This window comes from Savagea serpentis (assembly GCF_015351395.1).
GTDB classification, from domain to species: Bacteria; Bacillota; Bacilli; order Bacillales_A; family Planococcaceae; genus Savagea; species Savagea serpentis.
This window is the reverse complement of sequence record NZ_JADKPV010000001.1, coordinates 965,835-989,557: the sequence shown is the minus strand read 5'-3', so window position 1 is coordinate 989,557 and position 23,723 is coordinate 965,835. Positions and strand designations below refer to the sequence as shown.

At 41.3% G+C, this 23,723-nt stretch carries 25 protein-coding genes; 17 read left to right on the top strand and 8 right to left on the bottom strand.

All coding sequences use genetic code 11. The annotated features are described in order from the left end of the window. Positions 1–37: 37 nt before the first annotated feature. Entirely contained in the window at positions 38–658 is a 621-nt protein-coding gene (locus IRY55_RS05150; protein WP_194562169.1) for an SAM-dependent methyltransferase, read from the bottom strand. Between the two features lie 130 nt (positions 659–788). Here IRY55_RS05150 and IRY55_RS05145 point away from each other — a divergent pair, with 130 nt between their 5' ends. Then, the gene (locus IRY55_RS05145) at positions 789–1,268 is read left to right on the top strand and encodes a hypothetical protein (RefSeq protein ID WP_194562168.1); all 480 of its coding nucleotides are present in this window, start codon (positions 789–791) and stop codon (positions 1,266–1,268) included. Between the two features lie 16 nt (positions 1,269–1,284). Here the strand turns inward: IRY55_RS05145 and IRY55_RS05140 are convergent, their stop codons facing one another. Next, complete coding sequence (locus IRY55_RS05140; RefSeq protein ID WP_194562167.1) at positions 1,285–1,599, bottom strand: hypothetical protein; 315 nt, start codon at positions 1,597–1,599, stop codon at positions 1,285–1,287. A 78-nt stretch (positions 1,600–1,677) separates the two neighbouring features. Between IRY55_RS05140 and IRY55_RS05135 the strand changes: the two genes are divergently transcribed. From IRY55_RS05135 to IRY55_RS05125, 3 genes are read left to right on the top strand one after another with little or no spacing between them, the layout of a single operon-like run. Continuing rightward, positions 1,678–2,085, top strand: a complete 408-nt coding sequence (locus tag IRY55_RS05135) for an NUDIX hydrolase (protein ID WP_194562166.1) — start codon at positions 1,678–1,680, stop codon at positions 2,083–2,085. Positions 2,086–2,099: 14 nt separating this feature from the next. Beyond that, a complete protein-coding gene (locus IRY55_RS05130; protein WP_235961016.1) occupies positions 2,100–2,552 on the top strand; it encodes a methylated-DNA--[protein]-cysteine S-methyltransferase in 453 nt (150 codons plus the stop codon). Positions 2,553–2,609: 57 nt separating this feature from the next. Then, the gene (locus IRY55_RS05125; RefSeq protein WP_194562164.1) at positions 2,610–3,416 is read left to right on the top strand and encodes an MBL fold metallo-hydrolase; all 807 of its coding nucleotides are present in this window, start codon (positions 2,610–2,612) and stop codon (positions 3,414–3,416) included. A gap of 52 nt (positions 3,417–3,468) precedes the next feature. Here the strand turns inward: IRY55_RS05125 and IRY55_RS05120 are convergent, their stop codons facing one another. After that, positions 3,469–5,160, bottom strand: a complete 1,692-nt coding sequence (locus tag IRY55_RS05120; RefSeq protein WP_235961063.1) for a methyl-accepting chemotaxis protein — start codon at positions 5,158–5,160, stop codon at positions 3,469–3,471. An 83-nt stretch (positions 5,161–5,243) separates the two neighbouring features. Next, complete coding sequence (locus IRY55_RS05115) at positions 5,244–6,932, bottom strand: methyl-accepting chemotaxis protein (RefSeq protein WP_194562162.1); 1,689 nt, start codon at positions 6,930–6,932, stop codon at positions 5,244–5,246. A 167-nt stretch (positions 6,933–7,099) separates the two neighbouring features. Between IRY55_RS05115 and IRY55_RS05110 the strand changes: the two genes are divergently transcribed. The 4 genes from IRY55_RS05110 to IRY55_RS05095 are packed head-to-tail and all read left to right on the top strand — an operon-like array spanning position 7,100 to position 10,381. Next, a complete protein-coding gene (locus tag IRY55_RS05110) occupies positions 7,100–7,996 on the top strand; it encodes a YcjF family protein (RefSeq protein WP_194562161.1) in 897 nt (298 codons plus the stop codon). A gap of 55 nt (positions 7,997–8,051) precedes the next feature. Continuing rightward, positions 8,052–9,074, top strand: coding sequence for a helix-turn-helix transcriptional regulator (locus tag IRY55_RS05105; RefSeq protein WP_194562160.1), 1,023 nt, complete (start codon positions 8,052–8,054; stop codon positions 9,072–9,074). After that, positions 9,075–9,872 carry a hypothetical protein gene (locus IRY55_RS05100; RefSeq protein WP_194562159.1) on the top strand — a complete coding sequence of 266 codons (798 nt, stop codon included), beginning with the start codon at positions 9,075–9,077 and terminating at the stop codon, positions 9,870–9,872. Between the two features lie 11 nt (positions 9,873–9,883). Continuing rightward, entirely contained in the window at positions 9,884–10,381 is a 498-nt protein-coding gene (locus tag IRY55_RS05095; protein WP_194562158.1) for a hypothetical protein, read from the top strand. A 59-nt stretch (positions 10,382–10,440) separates the two neighbouring features. Here IRY55_RS05095 and IRY55_RS05090 read toward each other — a convergent pair whose 3' ends face one another. Further along, entirely contained in the window at positions 10,441–11,256 is an 816-nt protein-coding gene (locus tag IRY55_RS05090; RefSeq protein WP_194562157.1) for a lysozyme inhibitor LprI family protein, read from the bottom strand. Positions 11,257–11,393: 137 nt separating this feature from the next. Here IRY55_RS05090 and IRY55_RS05085 point away from each other — a divergent pair, with 137 nt between their 5' ends. From IRY55_RS05085 to IRY55_RS05070, 4 genes are all read left to right on the top strand, one after another. Then, positions 11,394–12,689: a Na+/H+ antiporter family protein gene (locus tag IRY55_RS05085; protein ID WP_328799619.1), complete on the top strand. Its 1,296-nt coding sequence runs from the start codon at positions 11,394–11,396 to the stop codon at positions 12,687–12,689. A 62-nt stretch (positions 12,690–12,751) separates the two neighbouring features. After that, positions 12,752–13,201, top strand: a complete 450-nt coding sequence (locus tag IRY55_RS05080; RefSeq protein ID WP_194562155.1) for a macro domain-containing protein — start codon at positions 12,752–12,754, stop codon at positions 13,199–13,201. After that, positions 13,194–13,718: a hypothetical protein gene (locus tag IRY55_RS05075; RefSeq protein WP_194562154.1), complete on the top strand. Its 525-nt coding sequence runs from the start codon at positions 13,194–13,196 to the stop codon at positions 13,716–13,718. The genes IRY55_RS05080 and IRY55_RS05075 overlap by 8 nt, the downstream gene beginning before the upstream one ends. Before the next feature lie 95 nt (positions 13,719–13,813). After that, positions 13,814–14,782, top strand: a complete 969-nt coding sequence (locus IRY55_RS05070; protein WP_194562153.1) for a ribonucleotide-diphosphate reductase subunit beta — start codon at positions 13,814–13,816, stop codon at positions 14,780–14,782. 41 nt (positions 14,783–14,823) lie between these two features. Here the strand turns inward: IRY55_RS05070 and IRY55_RS05065 are convergent, their stop codons facing one another. Next, the gene (locus IRY55_RS05065) at positions 14,824–15,579 is read right to left on the bottom strand and encodes a polyphosphate kinase 2 family protein (RefSeq protein ID WP_194562152.1); all 756 of its coding nucleotides are present in this window, start codon (positions 15,577–15,579) and stop codon (positions 14,824–14,826) included. A gap of 108 nt (positions 15,580–15,687) precedes the next feature. Here IRY55_RS05065 and IRY55_RS05060 point away from each other — a divergent pair, with 108 nt between their 5' ends. Next, on the top strand, positions 15,688–17,211 hold the full coding sequence (locus IRY55_RS05060) for a Ppx/GppA family phosphatase (protein ID WP_194562151.1): 1,524 nt from the start codon (positions 15,688–15,690) through the stop codon (positions 17,209–17,211). A gap of 111 nt (positions 17,212–17,322) precedes the next feature. Beyond that, positions 17,323–19,530, top strand: coding sequence for an RNA degradosome polyphosphate kinase (locus IRY55_RS05055; RefSeq protein ID WP_328799618.1), 2,208 nt, complete (start codon positions 17,323–17,325; stop codon positions 19,528–19,530). Between the two features lie 245 nt (positions 19,531–19,775). Here the strand turns inward: IRY55_RS05055 and IRY55_RS05050 are convergent, their stop codons facing one another. Further along, positions 19,776–20,717 (bottom strand): hypothetical protein, encoded by a 942-nt coding sequence (locus IRY55_RS05050; protein ID WP_194562150.1) that lies wholly within the window; start codon positions 20,715–20,717, stop codon positions 19,776–19,778. A 126-nt stretch (positions 20,718–20,843) separates the two neighbouring features. On the opposite strand from IRY55_RS05050, the gene IRY55_RS05045 reads away from it, so the two are divergent. Next, positions 20,844–21,227, top strand: coding sequence for a methylated-DNA--[protein]-cysteine S-methyltransferase (locus IRY55_RS05045; protein ID WP_194562149.1), 384 nt, complete (start codon positions 20,844–20,846; stop codon positions 21,225–21,227). 119 nt (positions 21,228–21,346) lie between these two features. On the opposite strand, the gene IRY55_RS05040 is transcribed toward IRY55_RS05045, so the two are convergent. Continuing rightward, positions 21,347–22,324: a DMT family transporter gene (locus tag IRY55_RS05040; protein ID WP_194562148.1), complete on the bottom strand. Its 978-nt coding sequence runs from the start codon at positions 22,322–22,324 to the stop codon at positions 21,347–21,349. Between the two features lie 128 nt (positions 22,325–22,452). Between IRY55_RS05040 and IRY55_RS05035 the strand changes: the two genes are divergently transcribed. Both IRY55_RS05035 and IRY55_RS05030 read left to right on the top strand, forming a co-directional pair. Then, a complete protein-coding gene (locus IRY55_RS05035) occupies positions 22,453–23,364 on the top strand; it encodes a LysR family transcriptional regulator (protein ID WP_194562147.1) in 912 nt (303 codons plus the stop codon). A 4-nt stretch (positions 23,365–23,368) separates the two neighbouring features. Next, a complete protein-coding gene (locus tag IRY55_RS05030) occupies positions 23,369–23,707 on the top strand; it encodes a hypothetical protein (RefSeq protein ID WP_194562146.1) in 339 nt (112 codons plus the stop codon). The last annotated feature ends 16 nt before the right edge of the window (positions 23,708–23,723 follow it).

Sequence of the window (23,723 nt, the reverse complement as noted above, 5' to 3'; positions counted from 1 at the left end):
CGGGTATTCATGCCATGTACTCTCGTTTTGCATTTCTTTACGTCGTTTGTTGTGTTTTCATCCGATAAATTAAAAATCGCGCGTGGTCGTCTTTTTCGTAAAGGCCAGGCACTACGACTTCTTGTGTTACACGGAACGGGGTGCTTCGTTCTAAAAATCGAATGTATGATTCCGTAGGGTAATATAAAATAATGTCGATTTCGCGAGGATGTTCTTTCGCGGAAGCGACGATTCGTTGTACGACTTGTTGGAATAACTCGACTGTAAACGGATTGAAGAAGTAAAAATGAGTATCTTCTTTTTTGACTAGATAACGTTCCGCAAATTTTTGTTTAAAGCGAATTTTCCCTTTCCCCCGGCGGATGCGTGTGCGGAAGGTTTCTTTATTGAGCAATGCTTTCGCATGTAATTCTTCGCTCATTTCAATTCCTTTGACGAGGTTTTGAAAACGGCTATGGACGTAAAAAGGTACGCGTCCTTTTCCGCTACCGAAGTCGACGAGTACCGCATCTTCTTGCAGGTCGTATTCGTAAAACAATTCGTCTAACGCTTCATACGGCGTCGGTTCATATCGGTGATGATGCGTTGATTTTTTTAAGTCACTCCGCCATCCAGTCGTTTTAATGAGTAACTGTTTTTCATAATGAGCAGCAACCAATGAATTCACTCCATTTCCATATTCATTAGCATTATACTAAATAATAGCAATAAGTCGAAATGCAATGAAATTGTAACTTTTCTGCATCGGGCGAGTCTATTACAATAGAAAAGGAGAGAGGAAGAGAATTATGAAAAGATTGCTATGGTTCAGCCTCTTATTCGTATTGGCTGCTTGTCAATCAGGGGCGTATGAAGAAGTAAATTTGTTAGATTTTGAAGTCGTTGTAGCTGGAGAAGTCGTGCCGCAACAGGTAGAACAGATGCAGCTTTATGCGTTAGGGAGTCAATGTGTCCGTTTAGAAAAAGCAGCGACCTGTACCGATGTCGGTTGGGAACCTGAAGCGTTACATGTCATCGATGTCCCTCAAGGTGAGACGATTGAAATTCGCGAATTGACGTACGGTGAACATGCAAAAAGAATAACGGTCGATCGCGTCATTGATGTCGAATCGTTAGAGACGGAGTGGGTTTTAGAAGATGGAGGCGAAGCATTTCAAGCGCCTGAACAATCCGGACATTACATGTACATCGTCACTTTACATTATGCGGAAGGCAAGCAATTTAAAGATGCAGACGGTTCGATTTTACTCAATTTACGTGTGAAATAGAAAAGACAAAGTCGGTTTATTTCGACTCTGTCTCTTTTCGTTTTACCGCATCTAGTGCTGCTCTTCGACGTGTTAAAATCGTCATCGATAAAAATAAATAAAGGGCGAAAATGGTTGCGATTAACGCCGTGACGAATGACCATTCAAACAACTGCTCGCGGGAAATTTGACCAGTCGCATCACTTCGTTGAAACTTTACATAGTTGACGACTGTATTCATAAGAAAGGCGAGGATGGGCGCTACCCAAACACGCTTTAAAAGAAGCGTCACCCCGACACTGATTGAAACGATGACGAACGGGATAATGACGAATTGTACAAATGGATCCATTATTGAACACCTCACTTCTGACAATATAACGAAAAGAGCGTACAATGTAAATGAATTTCAAAGAAAGGCGTGACCGAAATGAACAACCCACGTGTCGGTGTAGGAGCCGTCATTTTAAATGAAGCGAGTGAGATCTTATTATTAAAACGATTAAAATCTCCGGAAATGTATGCTTGGAGTATACCTGGAGGGAAAGTCGACTGGATGGAAACGATTGAAGATGCCATTATTCGTGAAATCTATGAAGAATTAGGTGTGACCATTACTCTCATTCGTCTCGTTGGCGTAACGAATCATATTTTACCTGAAGAACAGGCACATTGGGTGGCGCCTACATATTTAGCGAAAATTGCGAAAGGGGAACCACGCAATATGGAGCCGAATAAACATGAAGCGATCGGTTGGTTCGCCTTGGACGATTTACCCGAGCCTCTTACGCTCACGACAACTTCGGCATTGCGAGATTTACAACAAATGATTTATTGAAGAAGGTGAATAGTTTGCGGTGGGTAGAACAATTGACAATCGGTCGAATCGCGATTGACGCGACAACAGAAGGTATTCAAAAAGTAGAATTTACAGAAGAATCTCTAGGTGGCGAGCGCAACCATTGGACGAACCAATGTCTAACATGGCTTGCGCGTTACTTTGAAGGAGACACTACGCCATGTGACATACCGCTCGTTACGATAGGAACTGAGTTTCAACAGAATGTATGGCAAGCATTGCGAACGATTCCGTACGGAGAGACGCGCACGTATGAAGAGATCGCCATTCAAATCGGCAAGCCGAATGCATATCGAGCAGTTGGTAACGCGAACAATAAAAATCCTTGGATGGTTCTCACACCATGCCATCGCGTGATTGGAAAAAATGGAAAACTCGTCGGATATCGTGGAGGATTATCGTTTAAAGAACAATTATTAGCACATGAAAAACGACATTCACATTGAATGTCGTTTTTCAGTACGATATAATGAATGAATAATCATTCAGAAAGGGGAAAGTGTATGAAGGTTGAAACAATTCAAGGGGTGAAAGTTGTTTGCCAAAGTGTCAAAACAGTGGGGAATATGCAAATGGACGTTTATTTTTATATGATTGACGATACATTAATCGATAGTGGACCGTATCGTTTAGAAAAGCAATCCCTCGAAATCATCACAGATTCAGCAGTGGATCGCGTCTTATATACGCATCATCATGAAGATCACACAGGAAATGGAGCGGCGCTTGAGAAACTCGGCTATGAACAATGGATTCATCCACTCGGGCAAGACATTTGTGCAAAAGAAGCGGAGATTCCATGGTACCGAGAACAATTTTGGGGGAAACGTCTTGCATTTCAAACGAAACCGCTTAGCGAAACGTTCGATACCGGAAAACGAACATTACAAGTATTACATACACCGGGACACTCCTTCGATCATGTAGCATTATATGACGCATCGGAAGGGATTTTGTTCACGGGAGACTTATTCGTTCAACCGCGTCCGAAAAGCTTGTTCGAGTTTGAAATTGTTCCGGAGCATATTCGCTCGTTGCAGTATATATTAGAACAAGATTTCGAGACGACATTTTGTCATCATCAAGGGTATTTGAAAGAAGGGCGACAAGCGCTCGAACAAAAATTAAACTATTGGTTAGAGTTGACAGAGCGGGTCCAAGAGGAAGCGGGCCGAGGATATACAGTCGATGAAATTACGCAAAAGTTATTTCCAAAACGTCATCCGATGCATATCGTTTCAGAAGGTCAAAATTCACCGAAGTATATCGTGCAAAGTATTTTGACAGGACGAGGCGTTACATTGTATTAAAAAGCTGTAGAAGTGGTGGAATCATCCCCATTTCTACAGCTTTTTATCATCTTTAATTTGTCTTAAATTGCAATATTTCTTGTTGAAGTTGTTCAGAGAGTGCGTGTAATCGTTCGGTACTCGCTGTAATTTCTTGTATCGCTGCGAGCTGTTCTTCTGTCGCAGCCGTTGTGTTTTGAGAATGAGTTGAAGCGGTACGTGCTAAACTTTGCAGTGTATTCGCCATACGTAGCACATTTTGTGTCATCGTTTGAATTTGTTCACTTGCATTGGATACCGACGTAATTTGTTCATGAACATCTGTAACGGATTGTTCAATTTGTTGAAAAGTCTCGAAAGAACCATTCGTGTGTTGGATGCCTACAGCTACTTTTTGTTGTCCGTCAGCAATCGAACGGACAGCGAGTTCGGCTGCTTGATGAATATCTAAAATCATGCGGTCAATGCGTGTTGCAGAACGTTTTGATTCTTCCGCTAAATTGCGCACTTCTTCAGCGACGACGGCAAAACCAGCACCATGTTCACCTGCTCGAGCTGCTTCGATCGCAGCATTCAGTGCGAGCAAATTCGTCTGTTCGCTAATGCCAGTAATAAGAGCAGATGCTTCTTGGATTTCATTCGACTTTTGAGCCATTTGTTGAATGATGGAAGTCGACTGTTGAATCGTTTCATGAATTTCTTTCATTTGTTCTACGACTTCATTCATTTCATGTTTCCCGTCGGACACAGCACGTTCCATTTGTTGAGCAGATGCTAGCATACGTACATTCTCTTCTGTAATTTGTGTAACACCTTGTGCTACTTGTTCTAACGCTTCTGATGAGCGTGTGACATACAGTTCTTGTTCATCACTTGTCACCATAGCATTTTCCGCCGTTTTTGCGACCATTTCACTTGAAGCGAGGGATTCTTCCGTATTGGCAGAAACTTGTTCTGCTTGTTCAGCCACTTGTCGAGAAGAATCATTCACTTTTCGTATGACGGTATTCCATGTATTAAGTAAACTATTTAAAGCGTTTGCCATTTGACCCGTTTCATCTTTCGTCGTAATCGTTAAAGGAGTGAGCGCTAAGTTGCCTTGAGCCATTTCCTTTAAGGCATGAGTCGTTTGAGCGAGAGGCCGTTGAATCGAACGACTTAAAATTAAAATGATGAGGAGTCCGCTGAATAGACCGACACCAGCAATGATGAAAGAAAGGAGCGTCGCCCGTTTGACAGTAGCCTCTAGTTCAAGTAGTTGAACATCCGTTTGGGCGTCGAGCTCTTCTTTTAAGCTAGTGACAAATGCAAAAAATTGTTGATTCATCGCATTTGCTTGTGTCGATAATCGTTGGAAGCGTCCGAAATCATTTGCTTGATAGGATTCGATTAAGTCTGGAATTAATGTGTTGTAATTCCCTGCTAAACGATCGATCCGTTCCGCCGCATGCGCAAGGTCTGTACCTTCAGGAAACTTTTCATGCAATTCCTGCATTTGGATATTAAACGTCTCGTGCAATGTTTCGAATTGTTGAATGAATGCTTCGTCTTTATGCGTTAAATAGCCTCGAACATTGCTTACAATTTGTGATTGCGTGAGCGATAAAGAATCAATTAAATACATTGAATATACATTATCGTACAAAACATGATCATATTGTTTAGTAACCATATGGCTTGATTTCATATTTAAAGACACGATAAGTAAAATGACAATTCCGATAAGTCCGAATGAAAATAGTAATTTTGTACGAATGGATTTCATCAAAAATCCCCTCCTTTTCCCTTATCATATATCATATTTAATAATAAAACATTAGAAATAAGAGGGGAATACTAAAATTATGTTTATTTTATTTTAAATTGTGCGATTTCTGCTTTTAAAACATCTGCTAATTGAGCGAGACGTTCTGAACTCGCTGAAATTTCCTGCATGGCAGCGAGTTGTTCTTCTGTCGCTGCTGTCGTATCTTGTGAAGTACTTGTCGATTGTTCTGCTAAGTTCTTTAAAGTGCTTGTCGTCGATAATACTTCATTTGACATGGCTTGAATTTGCTCAACTGCAGCGGATACGGTTTCGATTTTATAATGAACTTCCGAAACAGAGCGTTCAATATGTTCGAATGTCGAGAGTGATTCTTCGGTACGTTCCAAACCTGTCGTCACTTTTTGTTGACCGAGAAGAATTGATTGAACAGCTTGTTCGGCTGCTGTTCGAACTTCGATGATCATCTCGTCAATTTTTGAAGCAGATTTGGTTGACTCTTCCGCCAAGTTACGGACTTCCTCCGCTACGACGGCAAATCCTGCACCATGTTCACCTGCACGAGCTGCTTCAATCGCAGCATTTAATGCGAGTAAGTTCGTCTGCTCACTAATCCCTGCAATGAGTGCTGATGCTTCTTGAATTTCGCTCGATTTGCGCGCCATTTGCTCCATAATCGTTGTCGATTGTTGAATCGTATTGTGAATGTCATTCATCTGAGTAGAAACGTCATGCATGACTTGTTTTCCGCTTTGCACGTACTGTTCCATTTCGTCTGCAGATTGTAGCATTTCTTCATTGCTCGCTGTAATTTGGTCGATGCCAAGTCCGACTTCTTTTAAGGACTCTGTCGATTGTTCAACATAATGCGCTTGTTCTTCACTCATGCGCATACTGTTTTCTGCAGCGGTAGTAACCATTTCACTAGAAGCGAGAGATTCTTCTGTACTCGCAGACAGTTGTTCAGATTGAGAAGCGAGTTCCTTAGAAGAGTCGTTCACTTTGCAAATGACGCCATTCCATGTCGCAAGCATTTGATTGAGTGCAGTCGCCATTTGTTGAATCTCATCTTTCGTCTTGACCGAAATCGGTTCGATGGTTAAGTTACCATTCGCCATTTCTATTAAACTCGTTGTCGCTTTTAAAAGAGGGAGACGAATGGAGCGACTTAAAATTACAATGATGGCCAACCCGCCTAAAATTGCAAATATCACGATGGCTACCATCATACGATTTGATTGGGTGACCGAGTTTTCGAGTTCGAGAATGGCAGCATCTGCTTCATCATGTAATTGTTGAATGGTGTCTTCCGCCATTTTGACGAAGTCACGATTCATTGCAGTAGCAGTAGAAGCAATTCCCATTAAGTAATCGCTTTCACCTTCAGTGTGATAATTCATTGCCACTTCAATTGCCATGTCGAAATATTGATACAAATAATCTTTCATTTCATCGAGCCATACTTCGTAGTCTGGGCCGAGTTCGTCATATAAATCATCCATCGTCGCTTTAGAGTTTTGCTCGAGCTGATCGATATTCGTCAAATACACATCTTCCCGGTAGAGCATATATCCTCTTAAGTTCGCTACAATTTGTAAGGAGTTTGAAAGAAGATGATCCAATTGCGCAATTGGTTCCATTTTATCTTCTAAAATCATGTCGTATTGATCAGTCACTTTTTTACTCGTTAAAAAACTTAAACTTGCAACGATGAGTAATAAAATCGCAATAAGTCCAAAAGCAGCTAAAAATTTCGATTGTACAGACTTCATTTTTCCACATCCTTCGCCTCTTAATATATTTTACCTATTATCATATAACAATTTTGATATAAAAACGAGGAATTTTTTCAAAAATTAACAGAAATACACTGTTTATTAGGCGGTTAGATTCATAATTCGCTATTTAGGGTATACAGGATAGTAAAGGAGGAATGACGATGCAAAAGTTAAAAATTTTAGTCATCGGTCAACATATTGAAGCTGTTTATGAGCGTTTCGCCGCTTTGGATGGCGAACGTTTTGCGATGACGATTTTACAAGGGTATACGGATGAGTCGACCTATGAAAGTTTCTCTAAGCGTGTGATGCAATATAGCGAAGAGAAAGAATATGTCATCGTTTATACGATTCAGTCGAATGAACCGTGGAAAGATATCGATGCGCAAACATTGCAGTTTTTGCGGTCAAGAGGTAAGCAGGTTCTCGTTTTACAAGTAGGACAAGCGAGCATTTCATCTTCACAACAGGAGCAGTGGGCCACTGAACAAATTGAATATGTTCACGTTGAGACTATCGATTCTTTAAATGCCTTCGTCCATCAATTAGGAGAGCGGCAAATCCAATTTGCAAAATTGGAGGAAGTGAAAGAAGAAGTGGAAAAGTCGATTCGTCGTCACGTCGGCATTGCTTTCGCAGTCGGCTTCACACCGATACCTTTCGCGGACGGTCCTATTTTATTAGCGAATCAAGCGAAAATGTTATCGAAAGCGATGCAACGATACGAACTTGGAAGTTTGACGCGCCAAATTCAAACGATTGTCGGAGCGCTCGGACTCGGACAAGTTGTATCGCAATTCGGTCGTTACGCTGTATCCCAAGTGGCCAAACTAATTCCAGGTGTCGGAACTGTAGCGGGCGGTGTCATTAACGGAGCGGTCGCTAGTGCCATTACGACAGCGCTCGGTTTGACGATTTCGGAACTGAGTTATCGTGTGAAACGAGAAATGATTCTCGATCCAGACGTGTCGAAAAAAGAATTAATCGACCGTATTTTCACCAAACAAGAAGCGAAACGATTATTTGACCAATATTTGAAAAAAGAACAGCAATCTTAAAAACGAGGGGCATGAAGCTCTCGTTTTTTTGTTATACTGAAGGGGAGGTGAGGAGATGGATAGCCACAGCACATATTTATTGTATACATTGTTAGTATTGAAAAAATATAGCCATAGTGAAAAAATGTTAACAACAGGGAATATTATGGAATACATACAAGAAGATTTTGAATTAGAAAAAAAGCTTGATCGACGCACAGTAGCGAAGCATTTAAACATATTAAAACAACTACACTTACATAGTGAAGATTTAAAAGAGCCTATTTTCCCGTATGAACTTGTACAAGAAGGGCGTACCTATTATTTGCGCAGTAATTTTGAACAGTCCGAAGTGAAAATGCTTTGCGATGCTGTCGCTTCTTCTCGCTTTATTCCGAAAAAGTATAGCGAACAACTCATTCAAAAACTTGGCGCGCTCGTCGGCCAAAATTATATTTCGCAGTATGCCAATCGCATTCAATTTAAAGATGATACGGAAAAGGAATATAATGCGAGTTTATTTTACAATATCGAACAAGTATCCGAAGCCATTAAACAAGGACGTGCCATCGAGTTCGACTATTACAAATATAATTTAAAGAAAGAGTTGGTCCCTTTCAACGGAACAGACATGGATCGTCGTAAAGTGTATCCGTATTATTTAATTTGGACGTTGAATCACTATTATGTCATGTGCCGTTACGAAAATTATGAAAAAGAATATTTTTTACGTTTAGATAAAATGAAAAATATTGATATTTTAAAAGAGAAAGTAGAATCTTTGCCAGCGAGCTTTGATATTCATACGTATACGCGTAATCAAGTATTCATGTTTGGTGGAAAAGCGGAGCCGATTCGTTTTCGTTGTAAATGTTCGATATTAGGTCCGGTCATTGATTTTTTCGGTGAAGATGTTGAAATTCGTCCAATGGATGAGGAACATTTTCAAGTGCGTATTGAAACGAGTCAGCAAAGTATTTTTTATTGGCTCGTTCAATATGCAGGATCGATTGATCAAATTGAACCTGCCGAATTGCGCGAACGTTACATTCAACAGTTGAAAACCGCACTTCATATGAATGAAGAGGGAGCGGATTAAATGAAAAGAAATCAGCAAAAAATGGGACGAGTTTCTCAATTTATCGGGATGCTCAGTTTGATGATTGCGGGAATTTTATATTTTACACCCCTTCCGCTCGAACAAAAAATGGACGTTTGGACGTTCGCTTTGCCTCTCGGTTTAGTAAGTTTTCTCTTCGGGAATTATTACATGAAGCAAGCGAGCGCTCACATTCAAGAAGAGTATGGTCCATTCGATATCGAATCATTGTCCGAACTTATTTTTATCCCGAAAACGCAATGGACACGAGAATGGCTCAATGTCGATGCGGACGGTCGTATTCTTTTTACCATTCGTGTTGCCGGCTCTACGTCATCGAAAGGATTACGAAGTTTTTCGGATGCGGCGCAACGTGGATTATTCGTTCCCGTCACGTATGAAATTGTCGACGAAACAGGTGTCGTCGCAGCTTTTCGCATGTCTCAAAATGTGAAGCGAGCGGAAGTAGAAATATTCGACACTGAAGGAGAATTGCTCGGGACTTACGACGAACGAATAATGGACAGCTTATTAAAAAAGCAAGGGCAACTCATCTGCCGGGAAGAAGTACTAGCTGAAGTGAAAGAAAAATCTGCAGCAGGGGATATCGATTTGCGAAAGCCAGACGGGACTTTTATCGCACAACATCGATACGGACGTTTTAAATATGCGATGAAACCAGCATTCGAAGCTTATTCTGAAGTATATTATGTCACGCTCAATGAAGCGCTCACCGCGGAGGAAAAATGGTGCACCATCGCATTATTTAGCAGTTTTTATATTCGCAGTGCAAAATGAGGAGGAATGAAGTGAAACGTATAATCGGGTTACTCGTATTAAGTGTGATACTCGTCGCTTGTAGCGATGGCGATGAATTTATAAAGGTGAATGATGATTTAATTGAACATGTCGGCATCCCGTATGATGCCATTTGGGTAGAGCTCGACCAAATTGAACAAGAGGTTGAGGCGGGACATGTCACATCAGAAATGTTTGAAAGTCGTGTGGAAGACTTATATGAAGAGAGCAAAAAGATCGTCGCTTATGCAGAAGCATACGAGCAGCCGAAAGATAAAGATGCGCAACAATTGTTGAAACATATTCAAGAAAATGCGCAAGTGAAGCAACAATACATCGAGGCCGTTCAAAACTATTTGCAATGGTTAAATACTGTGCCGGAAGATGAAGAAGAAACCATTGTGACAGAGACGTGGGAATATGAAGATCGCATTGAATCGTCTCGTCAAGCGTTAATTGACAGTGATGAAACAGTGCAAACATTTATCGACTCCGTCATCGGACAATAAGACGAAAAACCGTACGAGAAGGCAGTGTTGCCGTCAAGTACGGTTTTTTCACATGGTGATTATTCACTTGCGTACGTGTCAATCCATTCTTGAATACGTTGTGTCGTATATTGTAAAAGCGCGCCGTTGTAAATATCGCTTGCTGCTGTTCCACCTTCTGCAATTTTCGCTTGAGACTTAGCATACGCATCACGATCTTTAATCCATTGACGCTGCTTTTGTTGCAATGCTTTAAATTCTGCATCGGGTAAATTTTGACGGAGTATTTGATAAATGCCGTTTAATTGAGCATCTACTTTTTCATAATGCGCGTATTGTATTTCGCGAAACTCAGCCATCGAAGCATCGGAAGGAAGAGCAGCATATTGGTTTTCTGCCCATTGTTCCGCTTCAGCGAGTAGACGTTGTTGTTCCGTAGCATTTAAAAATGACTTCGGTTGTTCAGCAGGCTTTGGCGACGGAGTGACCGGTTTTGGAGTTATTGTAACTTGTTTCGGTTGCTCTGTCGGTAAAGTAGCGATTCTCTTTTCTACAACGGATTGTAATTTTGGATGTTGTATAGCATCGAGTTGCTCTTTCGCTTCATCATATTTTTCCATTTCGAGCAATTTTTCTACTTCAATCAATAATGTTAATTGTTCAATCCACGTTTCAGTCTCCGCGTTTGGTTGAGCGCTGTGCACTTTTTTGAAAGCGTCGCGGGCCATATACCAATCTTCTTTTTCAATCGCTTCCGCTGCTCGTGTTTTTTCATCTGTTAACTCCATTTGTTCTTCTTCTTTCACAATTGTAGAAACTTTTTTTGCTTCATTCGTTGTAGTGGAGCAAGCGCTAAGAATGAGTAAACTCGCAATGATCCATCCTTTTTTTAACAAATACAAACACCCCTTTAGTTCAAATTTCTTATTCTCTTTCAATTATACGATAATTTCCAAAAAAGAATAGACAAGAAATAGAGGTATGTTATAATTTAGTCTAGTAAAGCACTAAAGCGAAAAAGGAGGAAATGATTATGAATGCGGTATTAATTAGTGTCATCGTTATGCTCGTTTTAAGTTTACTAAGAGTGAACGTTATTTTTTCACTGATTTTTGCATCATTAACAGCAGGACTCGTTGCAGGAATTCCGGTGAGTGATGCGACGACATTGATGGTGAACGGAATGGGGGACAAATCAGGAACGGCACTCAGTTACGTCTTACTCGGGATGTTTGCGGTCATGATAGGACTATCTGGCATCATGTCACTGCTCGTTCAATTTTTAAGAAAAGTGTTTCCGAATCGCCGTTTTGCACTTATTTTAATGCTCGCGTTCATTGCGAGTTTTTCACAAAACTTAATTCCCGTTCATATCGCATTCATCCCGATTTTAATTCCGCCACTGCTTCACGTATTCAATGAGATGAAAATCGATCGTCGTGCAGTAGCGAGCGCTTTAACATTCGGCTTGAAGTTTCCGTACATTACAATACCCGTCGGTTACGGACTTCTTTACCAAACTTTAATTAAAGAAGCGATGGACGATAACGGAATGCCAATTGCGAAGTCGACAGTTTCAGTAGCTATGCTTTTCCCAGGAGCTGCCATGATTATCGGATTGTTTATCGCTGTATTTATTACGTATCGCAAGCAAGTAGAACCGAAAGAGCCGATTCGCAAATTAGAACAGCCTGAAGCGGTGGAAAAATGGAATATCCATCATACGTTGACGATCCTTGCGATTATCGGGGCGCTCGCTGTTCAAATTTGGCAAGATTCGCTCATTTTAGGGGCGCTTATCGGTATTATTATTTTATTTATCGCACAAGTTGTACCAGCTGCGCGTGGGGATGAGGTCGTTCAAGAAGGGATTGCGATGATGGGCTTTATCGCCTTCGTTATGCTTATTGCTGGAGGTTATGCGAACGTGTTGAAAGAGACGGGACATGTGAACGAGCTCGTTGAATGGACATTGACGATTACAGGCACATCGCCATTTATTATCGCCTTTTTCTTATTATCGATCGGTCTCATCATCACGCTCGGAATCGGCTCGTCGTTTGCGACAATTCCAATTTTAGCGACATTGTACATTCCGGTCTTTTTAGAAGCGGGAATTTCGGTTACATTAGCGGCTGTCTTAATCGGTACAGCTTCTGCGTTAGGAGATGCAGGATCACCGGCAAGTGACTCGACGCTCGGTCCGACTGCAGGGTTAAATGCGGACGGAACGCATCACCACATATGGGATACATGTGTACCGACTTTTTTACATTACAATATCCCACTCTTCTTGATTGGACTCGTAGCGGCTGTCATTTTAGGATAATATTTGAAATGACAGTAGAACCGTGTGAAAATATAAAGAGAGAATGAGAAGGGGATGAAGAAATGATTGAATATGTTAATTTGGACATTTTTAAAAGTAAGGCGGATGCCATTGTCAATCCAGTGAATACGGTCGGTGTGATGGGTGCGGGGCTTGCGAAATTATTCGCAGAGCGCTATCCGAAGATGGAAAAAGAGTACGTGCAACTGTGCGAAGACGGCAAGTTACGTGTCGGCATGCTACATTGGTATGAATCGGACGATTATTGGCTCGTCAATTTTCCGACGAAAGCCCATTACGAAAACTTATCGAAGCTTGCGTATATTGAAGCGGGCTTGAAAACTTTCGTAGCAACGTATAAAAACTATCCGATCGAATCGATTTCATTTCCTCAACTAGGTTCTGGGTTAGGGGGCCTCGTCTGGGAAGATGTACGTCAATTAATGGAGCGTTACTTACAAGATCTCCCTTTACATATTTATATTCACGTTCCCCCTTTTCACGATGCGTAATATTGAAGGAGCATACGGCACGAATCAAAATTGGCTCGCGACATATGGGGAGACGACGCCATTTTGGGCAGCGCGTGCTTGCGGTGTTGCAGCTGCTGCAAATGTATTATTGCAAGGAGAGCAAGTGACGGAACGACAAGCAGCGGCTTTCATGGGGATAGTCTTTCGTCAAATGAAACCGAAGTGGTGGGGAATGCCGTCGATGCATCGCTGGTTGCGCCACGTTCAAACACTCGCTCAATTACAAGGCAGAGCTGTGCAAATGAGTAAGCCACACGCTACGAATGCAGACGCATTGCGTCAGTTCATCGAGCAAAGTTTGCAGCGAGGGGAATGGGTCGTCGTACTTCACTGGTTTCATCCGATTAAAATGTTGCGTTATCATTGGGTGACGATTACCGCTTCAAATCAACAAGGGTTAACCTTATCAAGTTGGGGAAGGCGCTATACATTTAGTTGGGAAGATTGGTTTCAGCAATCATTTCATGCGAAATATGTCGGAATAAAGCTCATTTAATTCATTGATATATTATGATGTTTCACTCATAATAAAAAATAGACCCGATTCGGAGAGAACCGAAAGGGAAATGATTTAAAGGAGACAGGACTTATATGGAATTACAACGTGCCAAAATTATTAATCCAGTCGACCCGAACCGTGCGACGAAACTATTTGGTGGAGAAGCTTCAGGAATTTTGAATTGGAATGACTTGAAATATCCGCACTTTTACGAACTTCGTGAAGAAGTGCGTGCGAACTTTTGGATTGCAGCAGAAGTCGATATGAGCGCGGATGGTCGAGCATTTCCAACGTATGCGCACCGCGATGCTGTGCTCGAAACATTGGCGTTACTTGCTCATCACAATGAACAACAAATTGATTTATCTTCCCTCGTAGCAGATTATACGACAGACCCTTCTGTCACAAGTGTATTTGCGACGATGTATGATCAAAATAGCGAACATAATCATGCGCTCAATTATGCGATTGCTCATTTAGTAGGGGAGAAAGAGCAAGCAGATGTTTTACGTGTTGAGAATGACGTACTTTCTAAACGTCGTCTTCAAGCGAAAGAACAGTATGATAAGTTGCAACAAGCACCGACAGAACGTCATATTTTAGAAGCGCTCGCTTACTTAGCTGTATTTAAAGGAATGCAATATTACACACGCTTTGTCACGACGTATGAAATGACAGAGCGCGGTGAGATGAAGTCTGTTAGTGAACTCGTTGGCCTCATTCATCGCGACCGTCTCGCGCAGTTGAAATTTATCGGAGAATTGTTCCGCACAGCGCTGCAAGAAAGCGATATCGACAAATTGGACATTCACCCGTACGTGAAAGAGCTCGTCCGTACAGAAGTCGAGCTCGAGAAAGATGATATCGTACGAGAAGATTTAGAATCGTACATTCGTTACCGAGCGAATCGCGTTTGTCGCGTATTAGGTGTGGCGGAGATGTACCAAGAAACATCGAATCCGCTTGCTTGGATCGATAAATATACGACGTTCGAATCGACAGATGAAGCCCCGAAACAAGATAGTGTCGGTTTCGATTTAGACGGTTTCGACGATTTGTAAAATAAAAACTTCCTCCTTTTTTATTCAGGAGGAAGTTTTTATTATTTTTGCAAATGATCATGTGCGACTGGAATATTTAATTTTTCAAGGTGTTTGCGCATCGCATACGTAATGAGTTGCAATGTGCGAACGCGCGCATAGCGTTTTTGGTTACCCTCGATAATATACCAAGGAGCATTTTTCGTATTCGTTTTCGCAAACATATCGTCTACAGCCTCTTCATAGGCATCCCATTGTTCGCGATTGCGCCAATCTTCTTCTGTTAATTTCCAACGGCGGAACGGATCTTCTTCACGACTTTTAAAGCGTGCGAGTTGTTCGTCCTTGCTCACATGGAACCAAAACTTTAAGACGAGGAATTTTTCATCCGTTAATGTTTTTTCGAAGTTGTTAATTTGGCCGTAAGCACGTTGCCATTCGTCCTCTGTTGCAAACCCTTCGATACGCTCGACAAGGACGCGTCCGTACCAAGAACGGTCAAAAATCGCGATGCCTCCGTAGCGCGGTAAATTGCGCCAGAAACGTTGTAAATAGTGTTGACTTTTTTCTTCTGTCGTCGGTGCAGCAGTCGGATGCACTTTGTAGCCACGTGGGTCGAGTCGTTCTGTTAAACGTTTGATTGCGCCACCTTTTCCAGCAGCATCCCATCCTTCAAAAGCGAATACTGCGGGAATATCGTTTAAATAAAATGTTTGTTGCAATTTGAGCAATTCAAATTGGTAATGTTTCAATTGTGCTTTGTATTCTTTTTTTGATAGCTTTTTTGATAAGTCTACCTCTTGTAATGTTAAATGCATGTTAAAAACCTCCATGTTGTATTTGTCATATCTTGAAAAATCGATTATGATTTGTAACAACCCATCTAGGGTATATGTAAGGCGTTATGAATTGAGGAAGGTGCTAATATGTCTCATAAAATCAGTATTATCGATATCGGATCGAATACGATTCGACTCGTCATTTATGAAAAACGTCAAGACCGATATAGTTATGAATGTATCGAAAATATTAAAGAAACGGCTCGTTTACGATCCCGTTTTGACGAAGAGGGAAATTTATCCGAAGAAGGAATTCATATCCTTGTCTCTACATTACATGAATTCATGAAAATCGTCGATCATTATGGGGTAGATGAATGTGTAGCAGTTGCGACAGCTTCTTTACGGCTCGCTGCAAATTGCGATGACGTACTCGCTCGTGTGAAAGCGGAAACAAATATTCAAATCCGTTTGCTCAGTGATTATGAAGAAGCATACTACGGTTACTTTGCTGTTCATCATTCCATCAGTTTGCAAGAGGCGGTAACGATTGATATTGGCGGGGGCAGTACGGAAATCACGTATTTCAAAGATGGCAAAATGAAAAACTATCATAGTTTCCATTTCGGAGCGCTTTCTTTAAAAATGGAATATATTTCAGATGAAATGCTCACAGCGAAAGAACAGAAGCGTATGAAACAATTTTTAACGGAACAGTTTGCTTCACTCGACTGGTTACAAAACTTACAAGTACCCGTCATCGCAATTGGTGGAAGTGCTCGTAATATCGGTCGCATGTACCAACAAATAATCGATTACCCACTGGACGAACTTCACCATTACGAAATGACGGTTAAACAATTGCGCAAAGTAGAAGATATTATTTCTGAGCAAAGTTTATCAAGCTTGCAAAAGATGGATGTCATCGATAAAGAAAGGGCGGACACATTGCAACCTGCAATCGCCACTTTTATCGCTTTATGTGAAGCGGTTCATACATCGACGTGGATCATTAGCAATCGCGGTTTGCGCGACGGTCTTCTTTATGAGATGCAAGGGAAGACAGAGGAACAAGGTGATGAACTAATCGAGGAAAGTTTATATGAATTGAAAAGTCGATTCTACATAGGGAGTCAACAAGAAGATGACTTGCGTCGACTCGCGCTTCAGCTCTTTCACGAGGTGAATCATCTACGCCCGATATTCGATTCTTCTGACGAACATTTACTTCGACTTGCGACACCGATTTTTAACTTAGGTAAAAAAGCGGATGCTGAGACGAGTAACATGACTTTCTTCCTCGTTTCGCATTATACACTACTTGGTTTATCACAAAAAGAGCGAATTGCGATTGCGCTCATTGCTTCATTTAAAAATCGCCGATTGTTCAATCAATATGTCGAACCATTCTCCCCATGGTTTACGGAACAAGAACTCCATCGTTATGCAGCATTAGGAGCGATTTTGAAAGTGGCTCAAACATTAGATCGTACAAAAACATCCCATGTTAAAATGATTATCATACATGAACCAAAAGAATCATTTTGGGAAGCGAAAATCATTTATGAATGCTCCATCATAGCTGAGAAATATCATTTTAATCGGCAGAAAAAACATTTAGAAAAGCAATTTAATGTAACAATCTCCCCAAATTTTGTAGAAAAGTTGTAATTTACACGAAATTTACAAAAATTCACAGAAATTCAACGGATTCTTTGGTACTATATTGTTATACTAAAGAATAGAGAATTATTTGAATTTTAAATAAAGGAGAGCGATGATGTGGAAACGACACCATTAACGAATGAAAAACAAGAGCTTGTGCCGGTGGAAAAAGAGGTAGATTTAAACAATACGCTTTATTACAATAACCGTGAAATTAGCTGGCTAAATTTTAACTTACGTGTACTAGAAGAAGCGATGGATGAACGCAATGCTTTTTTAGAACGTTTAAAATTTTTAGCGATTTATGAATCCAACTTAGATGAGTTTTTCATGGTGCGTGTAGCGAGTTTATTCGATCAAATTCATGCGGGATACAACATTCCAGAAAATAAAGCCGGAATGACCCCAAGAGCGCAATTGAATGCTATTTCAGATGTTCTACATAAACATGTCGAAATTCAAAACAATACGTATTTAGCTTTAATGCCGAAGTTGAAAGATTATAATATTCACGTCTTAAAAATGGAAGAGTTATCAAAAGAGGATATTCAATATTTAGAAGAGCATTTCGACGAGCATATTTTTCCAGTGCTTACGCCGATGGTCATCGATGCCCATCGACCATTTCCGAAATTGTTAAATAAGTCATTAAACTTAGCCATTACAGTCGGAAATAAGCCATCGAAAAGGCAAGGAGATGCGACGGATGATGAGAAATTATCAATCGTTCAAGTGCCTTCTGTTTTAAAGCGTTATATCGAAATCCCAGCGCATGAAGAAACAGAAACGAAACGCGTGTTCGTTTTGTTGGAAAATGTTCTTAGTTATTTCATTCATAAATTGTTTAAAGGTTTCCAAGTGACATCGGTGACGGCTTTCCGCATCACACGCAATGCGGACTTGACGATTCACGAAGAAGGGGCGCAAGATTTGCTTGCGGAAATCGAACAAGAATTGCGTAAACGTCAATGGGGCGCGGCAGTTCGTCTTGAAATTCAAGGAGATAATAAAAATGATACGATTGTCAATTTCTTAATCGATAAATTAGAAGTGGAGCGCAAACATACATACTTTTATGAAGCGCCACTCGATTTAACATTTTTATTCTCGTTTTACGGCGCGTTAAAAGAGACGCATCCGACATTAGCAGACGCGCCGCACCCACCGCAAGTGCCACAAGATTTAGTAGCGGGCCAAAATGTGCTCGATGCAGCGCTTGAAGAAGACTTATTACTTCACCATCCGTATGAATCATTCGATCCGGTCGTCGAATTGATCGCACGTGCAGCGGAACATCCTGACGTATTAGCAATTAAACAAACGCTTTACCGTGTCAGCGGCAACTCACCAATTATTAAAAGTTTAAAACGAGCAGCAGAAAACGGCAAGCAAGTGACGGTATTACTTGAGTTAAAGGCGCGTTTTGATGAAGAAAATAACGTCCAATGGGCACGCGAACTTGAAAAAGCAGGTTGTCACGTCATTTACGGCATTATTTATTTAAAGACGCATAGTAAAATTTCATTAATCGTTCGTCGTCGCAACAATAAAATTGAGCGCTTCGTTCATCTCGGAACGGGGAACTATAACGACGCGACCGCACGTATTTACACGGATCTCGGACTTATCACAACGAATGAAGAAATCGGGGAAGATGCGACGAATTTCTTCAACCATTTAAGCGGCTATATGAAGAAACCGAAATACAATCATTTAATCGTTTCACCGGTCGATATTCGTAAAAAGTTTATCGAACTGATGGAAAAAGAGATGGAACATCATAAAAAGCATGGCAATGGACATATCATAGCGAAAATGAACTCACTGTCCGACAAGGCGCTCATTATGAAAATGTACGAAGCATCGCGCGCAGGAGTGAAAATTGATTTGATTGTGAGAGGTATTTGTTGCTTGCGTCCAGGCATTCCTGGCATTAGTGAAAACATTACCGTTCGCAGTATCGTCGGTCGCTTCCTCGAACATACGCGCATTTTCTACTTCCATAACAATGGGGATGAAAAAGTGTATTTATCTTCAGCGGATATGATGACACGCAATATGGACCGCCGTGTGGAGATTTTATTCCCGATTTTAAAGCCGCATTTACGCGACCGTATTATCGGCTGGCTCGATCTCATTTGGTCGGACAATGTGAAAGCGCGTGAACAAGCAGCAGACGGTACGTATCATTACGTTCCGCGCAAAGCGGGGGAGCCGGTCATTAACAGTCAAGAAGTGCTCTATGACCGAGCAAAACGCCATGCAACGGCTTCGTCTCAAGCATTGACTGAAATTCGCAAAAATAAAGTGAAAAGTCCATTTTGAAGAGTTCTGCATTGGCTAAAAAATAAGCTAATGCGAGGGCGAATAGCTCGCACTGAATAAAAATCGCAAATTTCTCATTTTAGTAAAAGTGGGAGTTTGCGATTTTTTTAATCGTTCGTCTTACCATACAGAAGCTTGAGTCCATTTTTATGTATGGTCCATTTATGACTTCATCGAACTGATGGCTAAACGATTTAAATAGCGCATGACATCATCTTTTGTGAGGGTGTCATGCGCTTTATTATTTAGTTCATCGCTTTAATTTCAGCAATTTTCCAACGCTTCCCGTCTAATTCGTAACGGAAGCGATATTCCGAATAGCCATACCAGTCACTATAGGTAGAATAATCGACATATACGTAATCACCTGTTGGAGATACATCTGCATAGCGAATGAATTTCAAAGGATTGTAATGCCCTGGAATGAGTTCCATGTCGCATTCGTAACAAAGTGCTCCACTTTTGTAATGAGTCATATAATCATTTAACATAGGCGATGTTAAATAAGGAGAAAGCATGTTTTGATAAGGTTGAAGTGTAGAAGCCCCCTCTTCAAATGCTTGGGTGATTGTTTGAACGACTTGGTTGACATACGCTTGCCCGTTTACTTGTGTTTCCATATGATCGATTGTTGCTTGTCTATTGTTAACTGGTTTTGTTGTATGTTCTTTTTTCTTATGCTTTGTTTCATCTAAAATGGTCTGTTTTTCGCCTTTTAATGCTTCAAGTTGCTCTGCTTTTAAGTTTGTTCTTTCATTTGTCAATAAATGTTCAATTCGCTCGAATCGTTTGGCATCGTCTTCAATCGCGAGTGCTTCAGCGACGATATCGGGCTCTTTTAATGCTTGTGCAATCTGTTTTTGTTCCGCTTGTCCGATGCGTTGATGCAATGTCGGGTTAAGCACAGTCGCTGGTCGCTTTTGTAAATCTTCGAAAAATTGTTTCGCTTCTTCCCAACGTTCTTCCTCCATTAGTTGTTGGCCTTCGAGCATCGCATTCGTCCAACTGAGCCATTCATTTACTTCATCTGTATTTTTTTCAGATAGTGCTTTTTCAAACATCGTTAGAGCGACGCGGTATTCACCCGCTGCAAACTGTTCTTCCCCTGTCTCCATCATCGATTTATATGTCGATGATTGGCACGCCGTCAATACGAAAAGAAGTGCGAATAAAAAGAGTTGTCTCATTGGCAAATCCCTCCAATTTTATATTCTCTTTATCATGAATGAAAAAAGTTGTAAAGTAAATGATAATGTCAAATTATTCTTGATAAAGCGTGAAGTTGTACGATAGTAAGAGAAAGGAGAGAACGAATGATGTATGAAAAAATAATAGAAACTCCAATCGGTCCGTGGGTCGTTCAAACATTGGAACGTAAAATTACATGGCTTGCTCCAATTGAGATGCCGAGAGAGAAGAAAATTCCCAAAAATTTAGCTATTTTGCAGTTGGCGGAGCAACAAGTGCGGGACTATTTCGCAGGAGAACGGATGGATTTTGAATTATCATCTGCTTTTGAAGTGACGGATATTCAAGCGGATATTTTCGAAGCGATCATGCTCATTCCGTACGGTGAGACAAGAACGATTCAACAAGTGGCAGCCTTTATCGACAAGCCAGAAGCAGTTTACGCGGTGAAGCGTGCTCTCTTACATAATGGATTGTGGCTCATCGTCCCTTCATCGCGTCGTCGATGAAGGGGCGGAAGCATTCCCAGGCGCACGTGCGATTGAACAACAGTTACTGCGCCACGAGCGCGATTATCGTATTCTTTAAACAACCCGAAACTTCGTGTGGCGCGAAGTTTCGGGTTGTTTTATTGAAGGGAAGAAGCGGTCTTTGCTTTATTTTTTAAAGAGAGACGCTTTCTTCTTTCGTGTTGTAGCAAAGATCGTTGATATAAATTGTTCGCGATGATCATCACAGATACGATGAGTACACCTGCAATTTCGTAAAAGCTCACGGTATATCCTTGGAGGACGCGAATGATGATTGTCGTCACGGGTGCAACGTTAATGAACAAAATCGCGTTGATTGGCTTTAAAATAACGACTGCTTGATTCCAAAAAATTAAAGCGAGTAAACCCGGGATGAAAATCATGAACAACATATGATAACGAACCGTATACACTTCTGCCATCGTCGGGACGTCTATCCATCCGATGAGGCTTGATATCATGACGACGACTGTCGCTGTGAGTGTTCCGTACAATACGCTCAATGCTGAGTAGCGGAGAACGGTCCATCGCGGGAACACACTTCCACCAATCGTGTAAAATGCCCAACCGCCCGCTGCGATTAATAAAATGATGAACGGAACGAGTCGTCCTGGTCCGAACAAGGATAAGAAGTCTCCGTTCGTCACAACGAGCAGCACACCGACGAATGCGCCGACAACGGTAAACATCGTGAAAGCATGAGGGCGTTGTTTATATAAGCCCCATACAATCAATACCGAAATGATCGGTGCGAGAGATTCCATAATTGAGGCGAGGACGACACCCGAGTCGCCAAGCATATTTTGTCCCCAGAAAATGAACAAATTATAGACGGTGAATCCCATCGTTCCGAAAAACCAAATCTGGAATCCATTTCCTTCTGTTTTGAAAGCTTCTTTCCCTTCTACCATCCAAAGCGCAACGCTTAAAATGAGGGCAACGGGTAAATAACGAATGATTGTAAAATAAAACGGGTCAATGTGTAAAAACGCGTCGTTTGCAACAGGGAACATCGCGCCCCAAGAAGCGCTGGCAATAATCGCTAAAAGTGCTCCGACAAAAATATTGTTACGCATTTTATCTATCTCCTATCTCGAATGGGTATGTTCAACTTACTTTCTATTTAACAATATTCTTCATATCGTGTAAAATGATTGTTAAAGATATTAGATATCTTAAAGTGAGATATCAAGGAGGATTTTATATGAACATTCGAGATTTACGTATTTTCCAAGAAGTCGCCAACTGCGGCAGTATTAATCAGGCAGCACAACGCTTAAACTACGCACAATCGAATATTACATCTCGCATACAAAAGCTCGAAAAAGATTTAAATATCCAACTATTTCGCCGACATCCGAAAGGAGTCTCATTAACGAATGAAGGAAAGGCACTCATTCCGTACGTGCAACAAATGATTTCGCTGTCCGAAAAAATGAAAATGATCGCGTCGAATCAAGATTTAGTCGGCGGAGAGTTGAAAATCGCGTCGGTCGAAACGGTAATTGAATTGCCGTTAATATTAGCGACGTACATTAAACGTTACGAACAAGTCGACCTTACGTTATCGACAGGGGTGACGGCGCAATTGCGCGATGAAGTGCTCGAATATAAATTAGACGGTGCTTTCGTGACGAAAAGTAATATGATCAACGACCCGCAACTAGAACAAGTGGAAGTGTTCGATGAGAAACTCGTCATCATTTCAAATAAAAAAGACCGCCCCCTCGATGAAATTATGCGAGAACCGATCATTCGTTTTAGTGAAGGGTGTATGTACCGTGCGAAGTTGAATGAATGGTTTTTTGACCAAGGGGAAGTGCCGAGCAAAACGATGGAACTCGGAACGCTCGAAACGATGATTAACTCGGTTATTTCAGGGCTCGGCATCGCCTATATTCCGTATGAAGTAGCGGAACGATACATTGAAGACGGGTATTTACATTATTACGAATTACCGAAGCAATATAGTAAAATCTCAACGGTATTCATTTACCGCAAATCACAATATGTCACGCCTGCCTTGCAAAAATTAATTGAAACGATCGATGAAATTCGCGAACGTCTTCTCACGTCTCAACAACCGTTGAAATTATCCGATATTACGGAGGGGTGAGAATATGAAAATTATGCCATATGTGCCGTTAGGGCGAGGAGAGAGTCGAGTAGAACAAACTCGCTCGCGCACAGAAGTTTCTTTTCATGAAACGTTACAAACGCGCTTAACGACGAAGGGGAATGCTGTCGATCCGTCGACTGCAACACGTCAAGCGAATGCGATGTCAGCGGAAGAAAAGAAGAAACTAATCGCTTATTATCAGGAGTTACTGCAACAATTATTGCTCCTTGCAGCGACAGAACCGAATATGCCAGGTGTGCAAGAGCGCATTCAAGAAGTGCGTGATGAATTGGACGCTCTAATGGGTGGAGGCGCAGGAGAAGCGCTCATCGGCTCATAAAAAAACGCTTCCTCGT